The organism is Pseudarthrobacter sp. MOO14, assembly GCF_058267675.1.
In genome coordinates, this window is the sequence record NZ_JBZCRY010000002.1 from 18,306 (window position 1) to 34,567 (window position 16,262).

Here is a 16,262-nt window from a genome sequence, read left to right on the forward strand (position 1 = left end):
CGGACCGCCGTTCACGCAAGACGCGCGACCCGCAGCAGCGTGCCGCGCTGCACCTGCAGTGGCTGGTAGAGTTTCACCAGATTTCCTTTGTCCGAGGAGAGCAAAAAGGGCCGGCTATGCTGGCCCTTTTTGCTCTCACGGAACCTCGGCTACTTAGCCCGGGACGTTCCGGGGGTCGTTGCCGTAGCTGTTTTTCCCGGCGATCTGTCCGTCTTGGTTCTTGATGACGTGCTCGACCTTGTCAGCCTTCGCGGTGTCCCGGCCAACGGTGACTGCTTCGTCCTTGGTGCCGTATCCGGACCCGAACGCCCGGCCGGCGCCCTCGCGCTTGTTTTTCCACTCGCCGTTCTCGTAAAAGGTCTCGATGTCGCCCTGAGCCACTGCACACTCCCTCTGCCGATCGGTTCACTGACACCTGCCCCCGCCGCTGCGGGAAGCGGAAAGGCCCCGCACCACGAGTCAGTCATGTGGGGCCGTTCCTTTGCAGTTGCTCCGCCGGATGGGGGACCGGCGGAGCAACTGCCACCAAACTAATAGCAAGCATGCTTACTTTTCAAGCGGCGCGCCGTCACCCGTACCCCGCGTGGGCTGTGGGCGCCTGCCGGGCCTCCGGCCCCGCCGCCAACGAGGAAGCTCCGTATTCAGCCCTGATTCCCTGCCCGGGGGGCGTCCCGTCCCGGTACGTGATCCGCTGGCTGTGCAGCCACACCCCGAGCAGCCGCTCCTGCTCCGAGCCTGCTTCCTTGTGGAGGGGCCAGTCATTGCACGCGGCACGGTAGTCGGCCAGTTCGGTGAAGCCCTGGTTCCAGAGCTCTTCGCACTGCTCTTTCTGCCGCCGCGGGGTATCCCAGCCCGGAATCTCCCTCAGCCCGTCCCGGTAGGCGGGGGAGAGGTGGGATTGCTGCCGCTTGGCGCCAGCCAGGACTCCAAGGACCGCTCCCGCATGGACGCGGACTTGCTGCTCGGCAACCGGCCCTCCGCCTGCCGCCTCACCCCATCCATACAGCCGCCCCTTCGCTGACACCGCGGGTCCCGGGACGGGCCCGGACTGTGTCCGATGTCAGGCTACCCGCCGACCAGCACCCAACTACGGCGCTGGTCGGGGTGCTGGAGCTTGTAGCGGGTTCGGGCAGAATGGGCTCATGTGCGGCCGCTACGTGATGTCCAAAGCCACCGGAGACCTGCTCAGCGCCTTTGAGGCCAAAGAGGTCGAAGGAACTCCGCCCCCGCCGAGCTGGAACGTCGCCCCCACCCAGGACGTGCCCATCGTGGCCGAGCGCCTGGACGAAGGCACTCTCGACCGGCACCTGCTTGTGGCCCACTGGGGCCTCGTGCCGTCCTGGGCCAAGGACATCAAAATCGGCAACAAGCTCATCAATGCCCGCAGCGAGAGTATCCTCGAGAAGCCTTCGTTCCGTAAGGCCGCGGTGAAGCGCCGCTGCCTGGTCCCTGCCGAGGGTTATTACGAATGGCAGAAAACCGAGGACGGGAAGAAGATCCCGAATTACCTGTACTCGGAGCAGGATGATCTGCTGGCCTTCGCCGGCCTGTACGAGTGGTGGGCCGACCCTACCGTGCCCGAAGATGATCCGGGGAAGTGGCTACTCAGCTGCACCGTCCTCACCACCACCACCCAGGACACGCTCGGCCATATCCACGACCGGTCACCGGTCATCATCCCGCCCGACCGCATCAACGAATGGCTCGACCCGGACCTGGCCGACAAGAACGACGTCCAGCACCTGCTCGACACCCTGCCCGATCCCGTCCTCACCCCACGGATCGTCAGCACCCGCGTCAACAGCGTCCGCAACAACGGTCCCGAACTCATCGAGCCCGCCCAGTAAGACGGGGCAACCCGCTGGCTGAGCACAGGCCAGCCGCCGGTCCGGCCGGATGGCCTGGGGGCGAAACGGGCTGGTTCCCCATGGACCAAGACCGCCGTCGCCGACCAACCCGGGCCGATGGTCGGGTTTCTTTCAGCGGGGACCACACCTATTCAGCACCCCCACTCCATCCGGGTGCGCACCTCACCCCACCAGTCGGGGACCTCTAAGGCGCAGGGGGCTGCAGCGGTGGCGAACCTGCGGGGATGACCACAGTAACCGGCGGCGAAGCTCACCATCCGTAGCCGTGGCCCATGAGGCAGGAATCGCGCACTTTTCGAAGGAAAAAGCTTTAGCAAAAAGCCCTAGAATGCACGGCAAACAGCTATTCATTCAGTTGAATGATTGATAGAATTGAACCAGCAAGTCAGCCAGACGAACGAAACTCATTTGATACGAAACCAGGTGCTGAAATGACTGCAACACCGACCGCTTACACGGTCTACACCAAGCCCGACTGCCCGAACTGTGAGAAGACGAAGGACTACTTCGACTCCAAGGGCATCACCTACACGGCAGTGGACATCACCGACGTGCCCGCCGCGCTGGAGTACATCACCGCCGAACTCGGCTACGCCCAGGCGCCCGTCGTGGTGAACAACGCCGATGACCAGGATCACTGGTCGGGCCTGCGCCGCGACAAGCTTGTCCACGCAGCCATGACTCACGAGGCAGCGTGAGGGCCGTGGCAAACCTGCGACCGGTCGTCGGCTACAAGCTCAGCCCACGGATCCCGTTGGAGGTGGACCTGTTCCGGCAGGTCAACCCCAGCGGCAGGATCTATCCCAACGTTCCCCAACCGGCAGTGGTGGAACCAGCCATTGTGGAACCCATTGATGAGGACCTGTACGCCGGCTACGCCCTTCCGGAGAGGGGAGGGAATGACGGGTATCTCGCGGCAATCACCCGCGTCCCGCTGGGGGAGGGGGGCCTCTGGGACGAGCACACTGCGAACCAGTACCAACCCAACGACCTCACCCATGACGAACCGGGTGGGACCGAACCTCAAAAGGAACCGACACCACCCAGCGAAAACATCACCAGCACGCGAGGAAAAGGAACCTTCATGGCCGGCGAAACCACGACTACTGTCATTGGAAACCTGACATCGGATCCGGAGCTGCGTTTCACTCCTAGCGGGGCAGCCGTCGCCAACTTCACCATCGCCTCCACCCCCAGGACCTTCGATGCCCAGGCCAAGGAGTGGAAGGACGGAGAGACGCTGTTCCTCCGCTCTACGGTGTGGCGCGAGGCGGCCGAGCATGCCGCCGCGTCACTGGCCAAGGGCAGTCGCGTCGTCGCCAGCGGCCGGCTCAAGCCGCGGACCTACGAGACCAAAACGGGGGAGACGCGCACCGTTATCGAGTTCGAAATCGACGAAGTCGGTTTGTCGTTAAAGTACTCGGCTGCGGCCGCTACCGGCACGCCGGAACGCCGCCCCGTGCAGAACCAAGCCCCGGCACCGGACGAGCCGCCCGTGCAGGACAAGGCACCGCGTATTGGCTGGGCGGGCGGGTTCAAAACCCGGCAGGAAGCCGCGGCCCCCGACGCCGGGACCGACGGCTACACCGATGATGATCCGTGGTTCGGAAAGAACGTCACGGGCGAGGGGTACGGCCAGCCAGGGCGCATGACAGAACCAGGGGTCTAGGAGCAGAGTGCCTGCAGGGGGTCAGCGGATACGCTGGCCCTTCAGGTTTGCCCGTATACGGATCATGAGCATAAGGGACAGGATGACGCACGCAGATCATCTCCGTCACGACGACGGCGGCCAACGGCACTCCGATAACCCTTTCGACGAGGACGGCAAGGTGACCCTCCGCCCCCGGCTTCGTCGACGGCACGCGGGCGCGGCCAACGGCCGGGCACACCGCCCCGGACGGGTTGCTGCGTGATGGCCAGGGAAAAAAAGATACCGGCGTTCACTCCCTACTTCACCGAGGATCAGGCGAGCCAGGTCCGGGCTGCGTTCCTGGAAACCGGTGAAGCCGAAGGAGACGCAAGTGTCTCTGACCTCATCGTCTACGCAACGATGCGTGAAGTGCGGCGCCGCCAGCGCAAGTACAACGGCGGCAAGCCCTGGCCTCCGGTGGGGCCCGGCGGACTGCGCAGGGGGCAGCGGAAGAAGGACGAGATGGCACACCGGCGTGAGGAGATCTAGGCGTGGCACTGGGAAACAATGGAATCGGCGACAGCGCTTCAGCTGCTGCCCCGAGGCTGCCACGCATGATGACCCTGGATGAGGTTCAGGACGTCCTGAACCTGGGCAAGCCGACGCTCTACGCGCTGGTGAAAAGCGGTGAACTCCGTGCGGCGCAATTTGGCGGCCGCGGGATCTGGCGGGTCCGCGAAGATGACCTGGCCGCGTACATCGAGGCCGCATACGCCGCGACAGCCGAGCGCATCGCCGCCGGACAGATCGACGACGGCGACGCGCCGGATGACGACTGACGGCAACGCCCTGAGACACGGCGAAGGCCGGCACCTTTGTAGGTGCCGGCCTTCGCTGTATTTCGAGGCACATCGATCCGGTCCTGGATGGAACGACGGAATTATTGGTCGTCGGTGGACGCGGCCGTTTCCGGGCCGGATCCCTGCTCCACACCGGCGCCGCGCTTTGCCGTCCTCCGGCGCTTTACCGCCGCTGGTTCCAGGCCCAGTTTCTTGAGCTCGTCCGTGCTCCACCCGTCGCGGGTGGCCTGGACGTAGGCGCGCTTGTCATCGCGTTCTGCGGCCACCAGCTGGTCCCGGAGTTCGGTGATTCGCTGGCGGCTTTTCACCAGGGCGGTGACGGATTCGATGCGGGAGTCCAGCAGCGCGCGGGCCTGGTTTCGTGTCTGTTCAATGTCGAGGTTCGCCATGGGATCCAGCCTAACGAACGTCCCGCGGCCGGGGCCGTCGGACGCGCCCTTCCTGGCATGACATGTCCTTGTGCGCCGAAGGGGTTTCGGCGAGCAGGTCGGCGTTGCGTGGGTCGTTGAACCAGTCGCGCAGGTAGCCGTCGTGGTAGCTGACGGTCCGTGCGGTGAACTGGAAGTATTCGGGACCGATCCCGCGCCGCCGCCATCGTCGCAGCGTCGTCGCGGGGACTCCGTAATGCGTGGCCACTGTGGATGGTGAGATGAGAGCCAAAACTGTACCTTTCGCTAACCCTATGCCGCGTTCCTTTCGGCACGCTTGCCGAAACTTGGCCGGTGAAGGAATTGGCCAGTCGGTGTCGGCCGGATCGTGGAATACCGGAGCGGAGCGAGGATATGCCGCGAAAGCCGGCTGCGCAGACTTGCCAAGGAAGGACCGGGCAGTAGCATCACCAGCCGAAACGGAACGACGCAGTCGTTGGACAAGTCAGACGCGCAGCGTCGTCCAGGGCAGTACCCGGCAACCAAACAACCGATCAAAAGCGGGGAAAGGCGATTTTCCGGAGCAAGCTATACGGTTATGTGCCATAACCTGCGTGTTGCTCCACGGACTGGGGGCGTGGATGCGGCACACTCGTGAGTGTGGCCCGGAGATTCCGGGGCGCTGCGCTGGGCATGGGGGAGGGGACTGGAATGAGCGAAGAGCCGAAGTCCCCGCGCCGTTTCGGCCGCAAGCGCCGCGCCAACATCGAGGGCGAAACCCAGTACGTGCGGGTTTCGATGTCCGAGTTCGAACGCGCACAGCTGAGAATCCTCGAGGGACAGACCGGGCGGAGCCCGTCGGAGATCCTGGTCAGTGCCGCGCTGTACGCGGAGAACTCCGAGTCGCTGGCTGAACGGAGGGCGATGGCGGTCGAGTTCATGGCGGCCCGCCGCTACCTTGCCGCGCTGTCGAACAACGTCAACCAGCTCGCCCGTCACGCCAACGCTACGGACGAATTCCCGGAGGCGGCCCGCACGGTGCTGACCCGGGTGCGTGCGGTCGCGGACCGGATGAACACGATGTTGGACGCGATGGTGCGCTGATGATTCCCAACATCACCAAGGGCACCCGCATGCACGGGCTCATCGCCTACCTTGCCGGACCGGGACGGACGAACGAGCACACCGACCCGCACCTGGTCGCGGGCTCTCCGTCGATCATGGCGTGGCACAACGACGACGAACTCAACGCCAATGCAGTCCAGGCCATTGCCAATGAACTGGACCGGGCCAGGGCCGTCCTGGGCACCGAGGTCCCCGGGGGACATGTCTGGCACTGCTCCCTGTCCCTGCGCGCCGATGAAGGCGACCTGACCGACCAGAAGTGGGCTGACATCGCGCAGGATTTCATGGACGAGATGGGCTTCACCGAAGCCAGCGGCCGCGCACCGGCGCAGTGGGTCGCGATCCGTCACGGCCACAGCAAAGCCGGGAACGACCACATCCACATCGCCGCCTCCATGGTCCGCGAAGACGGCACAAAGTGGAGCAGCTGGCGGGACTTCCCGCGCGCCCAACAAGCCGCCCGGGCCCTTGAGAAAAAGTACGGCCTGGAAGAGCTCTCGGCCACGCATTCCACCCGTGGCCTGCGGCCCGGCGAACGCGAAGCATCCGAACGAAGGGGAGCCCCGGAACCGGAACGCCGGTCGCTCGAACGCAAGGTCCGCGCGTGCGCCACGGCCGCCCAGGACGAGGCCGAATTCATCCGCCGCCTCCGTCAAACCGGCGCCCTGGTCAGGCCACGGTACGCGGCCGGACGTGACGACGTCGTGGTCGGCTACAAGGTCGCCGAGCGGCCGGCGAAGGGTTGCCGGCCTGTCTGGTTCGGCGGTGGTCACCTCGCCAAAGACCTCGCCCTGCCCAAGCTCCGCGCCGACTGGAACGACACGCCCCAGGGTGCCATCGCTGCGGTCGCGGAATGGCAGGCAGCCGCCCGCGGACGCCGCCCGGTCACAATCGGCCGCGAAGCCTACGAACCCGACCCGCAGATGTGGGGACACTACAGCGAGGAGGTCGCCCGGCTGCGCGAAACCCTGCGCGGAGTTCCGCTGGATGACCATGCGACCTGGGCGCACGTGGCACGCGAGACATCCGGTGCCTTTGCAGCCTGGTCCACCGCCACCGAGGCAACCCCCGGGCCGCTCGCGGCAGCAGCCGACGAACTGTCCAAGACCGCTCAGCTGCGCCGGTACCCGGCCCGACCGATCCGCGGCGTCGGACCATCAGCACGTGGCGCTTCCCTCATGCTCCTGGCAGCGTCGACGGGCGGCAGCGGAACCGCCGCGCAAGCGATCATGCTGCGCCAATTGCTTAACGTCGCCAAGGCCGTGCACGACATGCACAAGGCATCCAACGACCTGCGCCGGGCACGCCAGATTAGCCACATGGTGAAACACCAACTCAGCCAGGTCGCCGCCGCACTACCCAGCGTCCCCGCAACCACGCCCACGGTGGATGCCGAAGCGGCCGCCGCCGTTCAAGCGAGTGCGGCCGGCCAGGTATCAGGAAGGTCCCCTGGCTCGGTGCTGCCGCCCACATACGTGCAGGCAAACAACCACACGAGCACCCGAAGCGGGAGTGCCCGCCCGGGCGCCGAGAGATAACACCAACGAGGGGAACCATGAGCGAATCAGACGGAATCGACGAAGCCTTCGAGGGAATGTCACGGGTGGGGCTCACCATCGCCGGCCGTGTCGGCGAAGTGCTGGCCAGGGCACACGAACAGGAGTTGCGCAGAGCCCAAGCCGCCGAGGAACAACAGGCCCGCGAGCTGCAGGCCCGGTTCGACGCCGAACGCGCAGCCGCCCGTGCGCAGCTCGCCCCGGTCCTGGACAACCGGTGGTGGGACACCGCCACCGGCCGCGATATGGAACGGGCCTACGAGGTTGCGACCGCCTGGAGGGGCCACGACCCCGTAGCGAGCGACGCCGCAGAAGTAATCCGCGACCAGGTGCTCTTCCGCTACGAAATCGATGTGGACACCCTGAGCGCCGATGAAGGGCGGGTCGCTGATGCCGTCGCAAAAGCAATGCGGGAGCGCGGCCACGCCGAAGCGGAACGCTCCACCGGTCGTGACGAGAATGTCCAGGCCGCACTGCTGCTCGCCGAAGCCGGCCGGGAAGACAGGGAACGGGAGGAAGGCCTTCAGGCGCCGGCCAAGGAAGACCTGGACCAGGCGCAGGCCTGGCTCCGTGAGACCAACCCCCTTGAAGCGGAAGGCTGGTCACTGCGGCACAACTTCGCGGACAGCCTGATCGAGGCACGGACCATGGAGCGGACCCTGGTCAGCAACTGGTCAGAAGCCCGCGACAACCTTCGCGCCGAGCAACTGCAGCACGACGCCGGCGACACGTACGACTCCGCCGAACGACGACAGGCGCTGGCCGCCAACCTCGAAGGGGTGGCCGACCGCGAAGCCGTACAGGCCCGGCTCAGTGCCGACCAGGACCAGGGCACGCCACCCAGCGCAGCCCTCAGAAAAGGACCAAAGCCAGCCAAGGCCCGCAAAACCCGCGGAACCAACGGCCTGACAAAGCTCCTACAAAAGGGTATGAGCCGGTAACCCGTCATGCTGTTCAAACGAGGCAGTTCAATCGGTCCGCGGTGACGGCACTTCCCGCGTGATACTCCTGAAGAATCTTTGGTGCACGGGCTTGTGTGACCAGTAATCAGTATGCTTATTATGTGAGTGGTCGGGTTGGGATGTGACCACGAGGGGTAACGAAAAAGGTGCGCTCCGGCAACGGGAGCGCACCTTTTCCCATGTCCCCCAAACGCCATTCCTTCGCTGTCTGCTGGCATCATGAGTCCATGACCATCAGCGGGACCGCCGGGTGCTTTGCACCAGAACAATCCCTTCCTGGTTCCGTGTCCGTCACCGGCCGTCAGAGGTTCTACGCCCGCGAAGAGCCGACGCGTCCCAGCTTCGACGCCGCGCGAGCTCTCGGGGCGTCGCAGAAATTGACCCCATGACGCAGATCAAACGGCCGGCCCCGGACCCGGAATGGGTGCAGATGTACCGGCAAGGCATCCCATCATCGAAGATTGCTGCCGGCGCCGGAGTCGCCGCAAGCACGGTCCGGTACCACCTGACCATCGCGAAGAGACAGGACCCGGACCTTCGGGCCGCACACGAGGCAGCCCTGCCGGTCCCGATGCCACGTCCGCGCCCTGCGGGCCTGCAGAACCTGGAAGACATCCTTCACCTCTATCGGACCGAAGGCCGGTTACCCACCCGCCACACGAAAAAAGAGCAAGCGCTGGCCAGCTGGCTCAAACGCAAGCGCGAGGCAGCCACTGCCGGCACTGTAGTCCCGGCCTACGCGGAAGCGCTGGATGAGATTCCAGGCTGGCGCAACCCGCCGACGAAACAGGCCGATGATGCAGCCCGCTGGGATCGACGCTTGGACGAGACGGTTGCCTGGCTTGCCGCCGGCAATCAGCTGCCCCGGCACAACAAAACCGACAACAGAGAAGAACGAACCCTCGGTGTGTGGCTTCACACCCAACGCATCGACTACCGCGCCGGCAAACTAACCGCCGCCAAAGAAGCCCGTCTCAACGAGAACATCCCCAACTGGCGGGAAGGCCGTCCCAAAGGCCGACGCAGTAGAAGCCAATTGGAATTTGTAACCTAAAAACCAGCCGCTGACCTTGACTCCTCGGCCGCGTCACTAGGCCGTGGCTGCTTCTTCTGCGGCCTCCCGCCCCTCGCGTCCGTTCACGACCACGCCGCACGCTGCGGCCGCAAGTCTGGAACGTTGGTTTACACCCTTCTGGCCAACTAATGCGAAAGCCCGCCGACTGGGGGAGCGGCGGGCCTTCATGTGGAAGGTTCTCGATTGGGGCTCGACAACCTTCAGCATTGAACATATAGGGCGGGCTTTTGGCGTTCGAATGGAAAATTCGGCGGAGCGAGGTCCAAGTGAGCTGGTGGCGCCCCAACGTACTCTGGCGGCGATGTGGCCCGTCCGTTTTATGGCCGGGATGTGACGTCTTCGACGGCCGTGGCAAGGATCTCGTGGTCGTTGCTGTCCCCGTCCAGTAGCCCGTGCAGGTAGGCATCGAAGTCTTCGAAGGGGGCGTTTCCGCCGTTGGCCCAGTAGCGCATCCACAGCAGTTCGGCGCTGGCACTGTGATTCCGCACGAGTTCCAAAGCTGCGGGGCGTGGATCTCCGGTCATGGTCATATACCTTGCGGCCGCCCAAGCAACGGGCCGGTCGTCCTTCAAATGGTCACGGGGAGCCGCCACTGCTGGAGCTGGAACACTATCCTGCCACCTGCACCGGACCGAGGTCACCCCCAGCCCGCCAATAGCTGAGACGGACCGGGACCGCACAGATCGGCCATTGTTGCCCGTTGAAAGGACGATTTCTAACTGTCGCTGTGGAGACGGAGGAACAGAACGAAGACTTCCAGCGGCTGCATCACCTCATCACCGGAACGGACGATGTCAAAGGGTTCCTCACCGGGATGAGCAAATACGCTGCGGCTACGCTCACGCGGGCTGCCGGGTCCCGTATCGAGTGTGCTGTTACTTTGCATCGCCGGCGCCGGAGGGCGACGGTTGCCGGCAGCAGCGACATCGCGATCCTGCTCGACGGCGTGGAGCAGGCCCTGGGGGACGGCCCCTGCCTGGAAGCACTCCAGACCCTCCAGCCGGTTCTTCTGGCCGACACAGCGACCTCGGACCGCTGGCCCGCCTACGCCAAAAACCTCGCGGCCGCGGGCGCCCGAAGCGTGCTCGGCGTGCCCCTGGAACTGGGCGAGGACGCCTCGGCCGCGCTGAACTTCTTCGCCGCCGACACGGGCCTGTTCACCCGGGACGTCATCGACGAGGCGGCCGTGTTCGCGGACATGGCAGGACAGGCGCTGCGCCTGACCGTGCGGATCGCCACCGCCGACCTGCTCGCTGCGGACCTGAAAGCGGCCATGGAGAGCCGGACGGCATCGACCTGGCCACCGGCATCATCATGGCGCAGGACCGCTGCAGCCAGGACGAAGCCTTCGCGAAACTGCAAAAAGCATCAGCAAACCGCAACGAGAAACTCCGGGACGTCGCCGAAGACATCCTCCGCGCCCGGACCAAGACCGGCCACGCCGCAGCCTCCACCCACTTCGACGAATAAGCTGCCCGGTGCCCGTTCCGGAACGAGCCGGCACCCGCGGTGCATCCCATGCAACCCAGCCATGATCCAGTGGAGCGTGTCCGGGCTCACCGGCTGCACTGTGAATGTTTGAAGACCCCAGCCAGCGACTTCCGTGACAGTTACCGACTGGCTGCCTGGGTGTCCCAGCGCTTTTGGGCTCCCTGACGCGTGATCCCGAATGCCCGGCCGATCCTGTCCCAAGAGACACCCGCGGCCCTGGCGGTTGCGACGGCATCGTCGAGCTGCGATTCGAGGTCCTTCAGACTCCGGCCCAAGGCGCCGATCGTGTGCAGCGACAGGTCCGGGGCGATATGCCGGTGCCACACATCCAGGAACACCGGTTCCAGATCCTCCCGATCGGCAATATCGGCAGCGTCGGCGCTGGCCGGCGGCCCCGCGAAGATCCGCCCCGCGGCAATATCCTCGTCGGCCGGATCCCAGACCCGTGTCCACAACGGGTCCAAGACGACGTGTTCCCGGGACGGAACACAGCTGCAGGCGACCCGCCAGCCGACCACCTGGGACGACGGCCGCCACGCCTGACGGTCCGGATCACTCTCGTGAGCAACCGGGCGGCCGTCGCGCGTCATCAGGTTGATTTCCATCCACCTGCCGCCGGACCCGTACAGGCCGTCGGCGAAGACGCAGACGACGTAGCCTTCATGCTCGCTGCCTTCGGTAAACCAGCCCATTCTGCTTCTCCTCAACGGCCTCTGGTTGGTACAGTGACCAGTATGCCCGAGCGCAACCCAGGTTGCCAAGAGGGGAGGCTTACGCAACTTTACTTGTCATAACGTCGGTTATCGGCGTTTTGGCACCCGAGGGGGAGTGGCCCGACAAGACCCTCTTTGCTAACTGCCGATGAGGGTTCTGTCGGCCGGCGGCAGGACCGCGAAAGTAGCTGCATCCAGGTCAGGACAGTCCTGCTGCGCCCTTGGTCCTGAGGCCTCGTCTCCTGGCCGTTCATGGCAATGTGTTGTCCCAATGGTCACGCCAGTTCCCGTAATATCCTTCGGTTACGTCTTCGGACGGGTTACGCCAACGCCGTCCGCTCGTCGGCAGAGGCGGGATCCGATCCTCGTCTTGGGCTGACGTGGGTGTTCTTGGGCACTGGTTGGCCGGGGGCTTAAGCGTCTTCCCCTGCACTGAAACTGGCTTTATAGGCTTGGGCTGCTGGATCGGTGCCGGCCGCTTTGGGAGAAACTTTCTCTGCCCCTTGATGTACTCCAGGTCCGCGCCGACCTCTTTGAAACCCGGTGAGCCTTTGTGGATGCGGGAAAGGTCTAGCAGCTCGGCCTCTCGCCAATACCTGCGGAGCAACGTCTCCGCGCCCGGGTATCTCATACCTTGTGCCATGATCAGCGCGTGGCCGGCTTCCGCCAGCAGTTGCAGTCGTGCCACTTCCAGGTCGGCCGGGGTAGCCGTCTTGCCGTAGACGTCGGCCAAGGCACACCACGCGTGGAGCAGCGCGTCGAGAAGGTCTTCGTCCTTCAGCGTCTGGCGAACCTTTGAGTTGCTGAGCTCCAGAATGTCCATAACCAATGCGTTAGGCATTGTGGTGGAGTGCTCAGGGCTAAGCCGAAGAAAAGCCTCGACCCTCGCGGCTGTTATGCCGTAAGCCCTCAGCCAGGCGAGTACCGCCTGCGACGGCCCGCTGCCCGGGAGACGCTCTTCTACGTAAGTCGCTGCGGCCCACTGGATGAAGAGCGCGTATGGGTGTGAATTCATGGTTACCTCCTGTGTTGAAGGCGTCTGAGACGCCGGAAATGCCGGAAAAGGGCAAAAGAAAAGGACCGTCCGGGAGACGGTCCTTGAGGGATGACTATTGAGGCTGATTGGTGGTGGTGAAGAGGCTGGCTCCTTTCGGTACTTAAAGAGAAGAACCCCTGCGGTTGCAGGGGTTCAAGGTTGTATTTGGCCGGCGCTCACAGCCCAAGTTGTATCTACTTCTCACCGTAGCAGTCGCTCCAAATTTAACTGACGACGCAGATCATCAGCGGTGGTTTCCCGCTCTGCAGAAGACGGTCCTGGCAAAGAGCAGAACTCGTTGAGCTATTTGTATTTGGCACCAACTTCCGTTTCACATGCAAACTTCTGCGGCTGCCGTCCTGTGCGCATGGACGTTGGACGCTAGGTCGTCATATGAGCATGCAGGGCGATTTTCCCTCGCGGGCGCTGGTTCCTGCCGACAACACCGACAATCACTCCCCCAGCTTTACAGAATATCCGTTATCGGCGTTGAAACAAGCGGAGGAGAGTAGGCCAGAGCTGGCCGTTTCACGGGGTCGTTTATGGCGTAACCTTCCCAGCCTCCGCCAAGTCAGAACAAGTTTCCAGCGTGCGGTTTACGCCGGAGACATCCAGAAAGGCATGGTCGAAAGGCGCGAATAGTCGTCGGATTAGAGGAGAAGTACATGGCACGCGCCCTGGGTTTCGAAAAAGGGACCGCCGGTCCGGCACGGCCGAAACAGGATCGGGCACACGCCGTTCCCGACTACGTCCGGGCAGACCTAGTGGAACTTGCCCTCGATGATGGTGAACGAGCCGTCCAGCGGTTCCTTTGGGACTACATGAGCCTCTAACCGGACCGCCACACCCATATCGTGCATGCCCTCGGTAAGGAAGGCATGGAAAGCCGCCAGGGCGAAGTATGACAGCATGGATGCGGCATTGGTTCGCCCTCGCGCCTCGAGTAACGGAAGAACGTAACGTGGCCTCATATCTGTCCATGCGTACTGGCTAGGAAGGAAGCTTGAGGCTTGCTGAAGCCTAACTTTTGTGACGAGGCGTCCCATGCCAAGGTTGCCGTTGCTCCATCAATGCTCAACGCACACGCGGTCGGTTCTCCAAAGTCCGTCTTCTGAACACTCCAGGCAACGACTGGTACGGCCCATCATCCAGAAACGGTGCCTAGGTACTCCGGCTAAGACCGATGATGGTTGCTTCAAGATCTTCCAGTGACTGCCATATCCAAGCAATTGCCTCCAGGTCCCTCGGCCCTTGGGCGAGTTCAAGCGGGCATCCGTCCATGAGACCGGCCAATAGCCTGAGCGCCGCGGCAGCTTTCTCGGCAGAGAGGGAGGGGACGGAGTTCGTGTCTGGCTTCACAGCAGATCCAATTCCTGAATAACTCCGTATTCAACGCCGGAGCTGAGGGTAGCAGTAAAGGATCTGAAGCTGTGGCGTATAACCAGAATGCCCCGGTCCGTTGCCTTCTCGCTGAGCAGGCGAGTGGCCTCCTCAAGCTGTAGGTCTCTGGATGCGCGGTTATGGGCCTCGATGATAATGGTGTCGTCGGTAAACATCCTTGGTCTCCATCGTTCAATACATGCGGGCGACAAGCCGTTGGCTGGCTGGGTGCCGGAAGAGTGGTTGATTCCCTAAGCCCTCTGGAGCGCCGCCGGTGGCGCCACTGGGATTCGAGGTTTGTGCTGTTGGTTTCGGCCGCCTCGTCATTCCACAGGGGGTGTATGGATCCCTGGGCTCGGCCGAGTTTGTGATTGCGCCCTGACGTGCCTGCCTGGTTGCAAGCTATGCGAAGGCCGGCTTAGTTGGGTCACCGCGGGTGGCTGGCGACCTAACAACTGATAGCGAAATGACAGACATGATGGGTCGCAAACAGGGCTTGGAAAACCACCAGCCCTGCGGGAACATCCTGCGTCGAGACCTATGATTCATCAAAAGACTCACACTTACAAACTGGCAGTAGAACTTCGAATTGCCGCTTCAAATCTTGAGGGCAGCATAGATTTTTAGATCGACTGACCGGCCCGCACTGATCGCAACGAAGTAACGGGTGTCCGGGCTGACGGTCGAGTCCATGACCTTACCCAACGGCGTCATCAGGCGGTCCCGAGGGGGTTGGTCGCCAAGTATGAAGAGGTGGTGTCATTGGGGCGATCTCGATGATCCAAGATTGTGTCGCAACGGTCGTCGGATTCACTTAGGTGGCTATCGCGCCGCTATTTCGCATAAGGCTATGGCACGCCTATACCGCCCCAAAGGTACATGCCGCAGCCCTTCAATGATGTATGGACTGACAGTATGAATTAGTAGGAATCCGCCAGGCCTGTCTCATCCAACCGGTGGGTTCCCACCTCGTATTGACGACTACGTTGAGAACCGAGACATCCTTGAGAAGCGGTAAAGCTAAATGACGGGAGTAGAAGTGACTGCTCAGTCTCAAATTCGGATGTGTGAAAGGGAGTTCAGCTGCGTTTGTCTCTGGCTTCCTACTACTAGTGATCCCGTGGTTAACGAAGAAGATTTTTTGGTTCGCGCACCACTGGCATGATGCCGTGCTTGCCGAAATCTTCGGGCATGTAAGAGCTCCACATGTTCCACCAATTTTCATTCGGACCCCAGATGATGGGGTCGCGATTATCGTCGTAGATCTGCTCTAGGTCCGTGTAGAGCTCCACAACGGCGCCAGAGGTTTCCACGTAGTACGCGGCAATGTTATGGCCGGCTCCGTGACGTACCGGGCCCCAAATGAGTTCGCGCCCAGCTTTCTGAAGCCGGTCCCCTAGCCTGCCGAGGTCCGCAATAGACTGGGTCTCCCACGCATGGTGGTGAAGAGTTCCCTGGCCCTTGACCAAGGCGATTCCGTGATGGTCGGGGTTGCAACGCAGGAAGTAAGCGAAGTCGTCTCCGATGACGTCTGAAAGCCGGAAGTCCAGCACTCTCTGAAGGAACTTCATCATTCCAGTGACGTCCCTGGGGCGGAAATTCAGGTGCCCATATCGATCAGGACCAAAGGATTTGAAGGATGCTTGGTCCTGCTGCATGCCTCTGTAGATTTCGAAGATGAAATTTTCCGGACCTACGAAAGTAAATCCCTCTTCGATGCCAAGACCGCGTGGGCGTTCGCTAATGATTCGAAATCCCTCGTCCTCGACGCGGCGTCGGACTATACGCAGCGCGTCACCATCGCGGGCGACGAGCCCAAAGGTGTCAACGCCGTCGACGTCGGATTCGAGGTATACCAGTTCATGGTGCACATCGCTGGCCGACAGATACACGGTTCCATCTGTCCGTCTGGTTTCACGAAGGCCCAAGAGTTGCGTGGCGTCCCAAACCGAGCCCTCAATGTCGGTCGTCTGAATCCCGATGTAACCCATCTCAGTGATCAAGCCCCAGGACAAGTGTTCCTCCTCTTTAGTCGTAGCGGTCTGCGCTTGCCAAGTTGGTCGTTTGATGTTTGCGGTTACAGTCGGCAGTGCAGCAGGACTCTGCCGATGTGCTTTTGTAGTCGAAGTGGGCGTAAGCGCCGGCCCTGTAAGAGAGGAACGTGTGTCCGCATCTTCCGGGCTCGAGCACTGGCCCAA

The 16,262-nt window shown here is 62.9% G+C and carries 21 protein-coding genes and 1 pseudogene; 13 read left to right on the forward strand and 9 right to left on the reverse strand.

Annotation, left to right across the window (positions count from 1 at the left end; all coding sequences use genetic code 11):
- Positions 1 to 153: 153 nt before the first annotated feature.
- Positions 154 to 381 (reverse strand): DUF2188 domain-containing protein, encoded by a 228-nt coding sequence (locus tag AC4EEV_RS20280; protein ID WP_491330989.1) that lies wholly within the window; start codon positions 379 to 381, stop codon positions 154 to 156.
- A gap of 187 nt (positions 382 to 568) precedes the next feature.
- Positions 569 to 1,024, reverse strand: a complete 456-nt coding sequence (locus tag AC4EEV_RS20285) for a helicase associated domain-containing protein (protein ID WP_491330990.1) — start codon at positions 1,022 to 1,024, stop codon at positions 569 to 571.
- A gap of 118 nt (positions 1,025 to 1,142) precedes the next feature.
- Between AC4EEV_RS20285 and AC4EEV_RS20290 the strand changes: the two genes are divergently transcribed.
- The 6 genes from AC4EEV_RS20290 to AC4EEV_RS20315 all read left to right on the forward strand — a co-directional run bounded on the left by AC4EEV_RS20290 (position 1,143) and on the right by AC4EEV_RS20315 (position 4,337).
- Complete coding sequence (locus tag AC4EEV_RS20290) at positions 1,143 to 1,847, forward strand: SOS response-associated peptidase (RefSeq protein WP_491330991.1); 705 nt, start codon at positions 1,143 to 1,145, stop codon at positions 1,845 to 1,847.
- A gap of 452 nt (positions 1,848 to 2,299) precedes the next feature.
- Positions 2,300 to 2,566, forward strand: a complete 267-nt coding sequence (locus AC4EEV_RS20295) for a glutaredoxin family protein (RefSeq protein WP_491330992.1) — start codon at positions 2,300 to 2,302, stop codon at positions 2,564 to 2,566.
- A gap of 5 nt (positions 2,567 to 2,571) precedes the next feature.
- Positions 2,572 to 3,537 (forward strand): single-stranded DNA-binding protein, encoded by a 966-nt coding sequence (ssb, locus tag AC4EEV_RS20300; RefSeq protein WP_491330993.1) that lies wholly within the window; start codon positions 2,572 to 2,574, stop codon positions 3,535 to 3,537.
- Positions 3,538 to 3,619: 82 nt separating this feature from the next.
- On the forward strand, positions 3,620 to 3,781 hold the full coding sequence (locus tag AC4EEV_RS20305; RefSeq protein WP_491330994.1) for a hypothetical protein: 162 nt from the start codon (positions 3,620 to 3,622) through the stop codon (positions 3,779 to 3,781).
- Positions 3,781 to 4,047, forward strand: a complete 267-nt coding sequence (locus AC4EEV_RS20310) for a ParB family protein (RefSeq protein ID WP_491330995.1) — start codon at positions 3,781 to 3,783, stop codon at positions 4,045 to 4,047. The genes AC4EEV_RS20305 and AC4EEV_RS20310 overlap by 1 nt, the downstream gene beginning before the upstream one ends.
- Before the next feature lie 2 nt (positions 4,048 to 4,049).
- Positions 4,050 to 4,337, forward strand: coding sequence for a helix-turn-helix domain-containing protein (locus AC4EEV_RS20315; protein ID WP_491330996.1), 288 nt, complete (start codon positions 4,050 to 4,052; stop codon positions 4,335 to 4,337).
- Between the two features lie 101 nt (positions 4,338 to 4,438).
- Here AC4EEV_RS20315 and AC4EEV_RS20320 read toward each other — a convergent pair whose 3' ends face one another.
- Both AC4EEV_RS20320 and AC4EEV_RS20325 read right to left on the reverse strand, forming a co-directional pair.
- Entirely contained in the window at positions 4,439 to 4,747 is a 309-nt protein-coding gene (locus tag AC4EEV_RS20320; protein WP_491330997.1) for a hypothetical protein, read from the reverse strand.
- A gap of 10 nt (positions 4,748 to 4,757) precedes the next feature.
- The gene (locus tag AC4EEV_RS20325; protein ID WP_491330998.1) at positions 4,758 to 5,018 is read right to left on the reverse strand and encodes a helix-turn-helix transcriptional regulator; all 261 of its coding nucleotides are present in this window, start codon (positions 5,016 to 5,018) and stop codon (positions 4,758 to 4,760) included.
- A 419-nt stretch (positions 5,019 to 5,437) separates the two neighbouring features.
- On the opposite strand from AC4EEV_RS20325, the gene mobC reads away from it, so the two are divergent.
- The 4 genes from mobC to AC4EEV_RS20345 all read left to right on the forward strand — a co-directional run bounded on the left by mobC (position 5,438) and on the right by AC4EEV_RS20345 (position 9,423).
- The gene (gene mobC, locus AC4EEV_RS20330) at positions 5,438 to 5,830 is read left to right on the forward strand and encodes a plasmid mobilization relaxosome protein MobC (protein ID WP_491330999.1); all 393 of its coding nucleotides are present in this window, start codon (positions 5,438 to 5,440) and stop codon (positions 5,828 to 5,830) included.
- The gene (locus AC4EEV_RS20335; RefSeq protein ID WP_491331000.1) at positions 5,830 to 7,389 is read left to right on the forward strand and encodes a relaxase/mobilization nuclease domain-containing protein; all 1,560 of its coding nucleotides are present in this window, start codon (positions 5,830 to 5,832) and stop codon (positions 7,387 to 7,389) included. Before mobC ends, AC4EEV_RS20335 begins: the two co-directional genes overlap by 1 nt.
- Positions 7,390 to 7,406: 17 nt before the next feature.
- Positions 7,407 to 8,348, forward strand: coding sequence for a hypothetical protein (locus AC4EEV_RS20340; protein WP_491331001.1), 942 nt, complete (start codon positions 7,407 to 7,409; stop codon positions 8,346 to 8,348).
- A gap of 406 nt (positions 8,349 to 8,754) precedes the next feature.
- Positions 8,755 to 9,423, forward strand: a complete 669-nt coding sequence (locus AC4EEV_RS20345) for a helicase associated domain-containing protein (protein ID WP_491331002.1) — start codon at positions 8,755 to 8,757, stop codon at positions 9,421 to 9,423.
- Positions 9,424 to 9,761: 338 nt separating this feature from the next.
- Here AC4EEV_RS20345 and AC4EEV_RS20350 read toward each other — a convergent pair whose 3' ends face one another.
- A complete protein-coding gene (locus AC4EEV_RS20350) occupies positions 9,762 to 9,968 on the reverse strand; it encodes a hypothetical protein (protein WP_491331003.1) in 207 nt (68 codons plus the stop codon).
- A 290-nt stretch (positions 9,969 to 10,258) separates the two neighbouring features.
- Here AC4EEV_RS20350 and AC4EEV_RS20355 point away from each other — a divergent pair.
- Positions 10,259 to 10,600, forward strand: a pseudogene (locus AC4EEV_RS20355) (GAF domain-containing protein); the annotation flags it as partial.
- 158 nt (positions 10,601 to 10,758) lie between these two features.
- A complete protein-coding gene (locus AC4EEV_RS20360) occupies positions 10,759 to 10,914 on the forward strand; it encodes an ANTAR domain-containing protein (RefSeq protein ID WP_491331015.1) in 156 nt (51 codons plus the stop codon).
- Positions 10,915 to 11,054: 140 nt separating this feature from the next.
- On the opposite strand, the gene AC4EEV_RS20365 is transcribed toward AC4EEV_RS20360, so the two are convergent.
- Together AC4EEV_RS20365 and AC4EEV_RS20370 are read right to left on the reverse strand one after the other, a co-directional pair.
- Positions 11,055 to 11,627: a hypothetical protein gene (locus AC4EEV_RS20365; RefSeq protein ID WP_491331004.1), complete on the reverse strand. Its 573-nt coding sequence runs from the start codon at positions 11,625 to 11,627 to the stop codon at positions 11,055 to 11,057.
- A gap of 271 nt (positions 11,628 to 11,898) precedes the next feature.
- Entirely contained in the window at positions 11,899 to 12,663 is a 765-nt protein-coding gene (locus tag AC4EEV_RS20370) for a hypothetical protein (RefSeq protein WP_491331005.1), read from the reverse strand.
- Between the two features lie 686 nt (positions 12,664 to 13,349).
- On the opposite strand from AC4EEV_RS20370, the gene AC4EEV_RS20375 reads away from it, so the two are divergent.
- On the forward strand, positions 13,350 to 13,517 hold the full coding sequence (locus tag AC4EEV_RS20375) for a hypothetical protein (RefSeq protein ID WP_491331006.1): 168 nt from the start codon (positions 13,350 to 13,352) through the stop codon (positions 13,515 to 13,517).
- Between the two features lie 522 nt (positions 13,518 to 14,039).
- Here the strand turns inward: AC4EEV_RS20375 and AC4EEV_RS20380 are convergent.
- Positions 14,040 to 14,240 carry a hypothetical protein gene (locus AC4EEV_RS20380; RefSeq protein ID WP_491331007.1) on the reverse strand — a complete coding sequence of 67 codons (201 nt, stop codon included), beginning with the start codon at positions 14,238 to 14,240 and terminating at the stop codon, positions 14,040 to 14,042.
- A gap of 948 nt (positions 14,241 to 15,188) precedes the next feature.
- On the reverse strand, positions 15,189 to 16,079 hold the full coding sequence (locus tag AC4EEV_RS20385; protein WP_491331008.1) for a VOC family protein: 891 nt from the start codon (positions 16,077 to 16,079) through the stop codon (positions 15,189 to 15,191).
- Between the last annotated feature and the right edge of the window lie 183 nt (positions 16,080 to 16,262).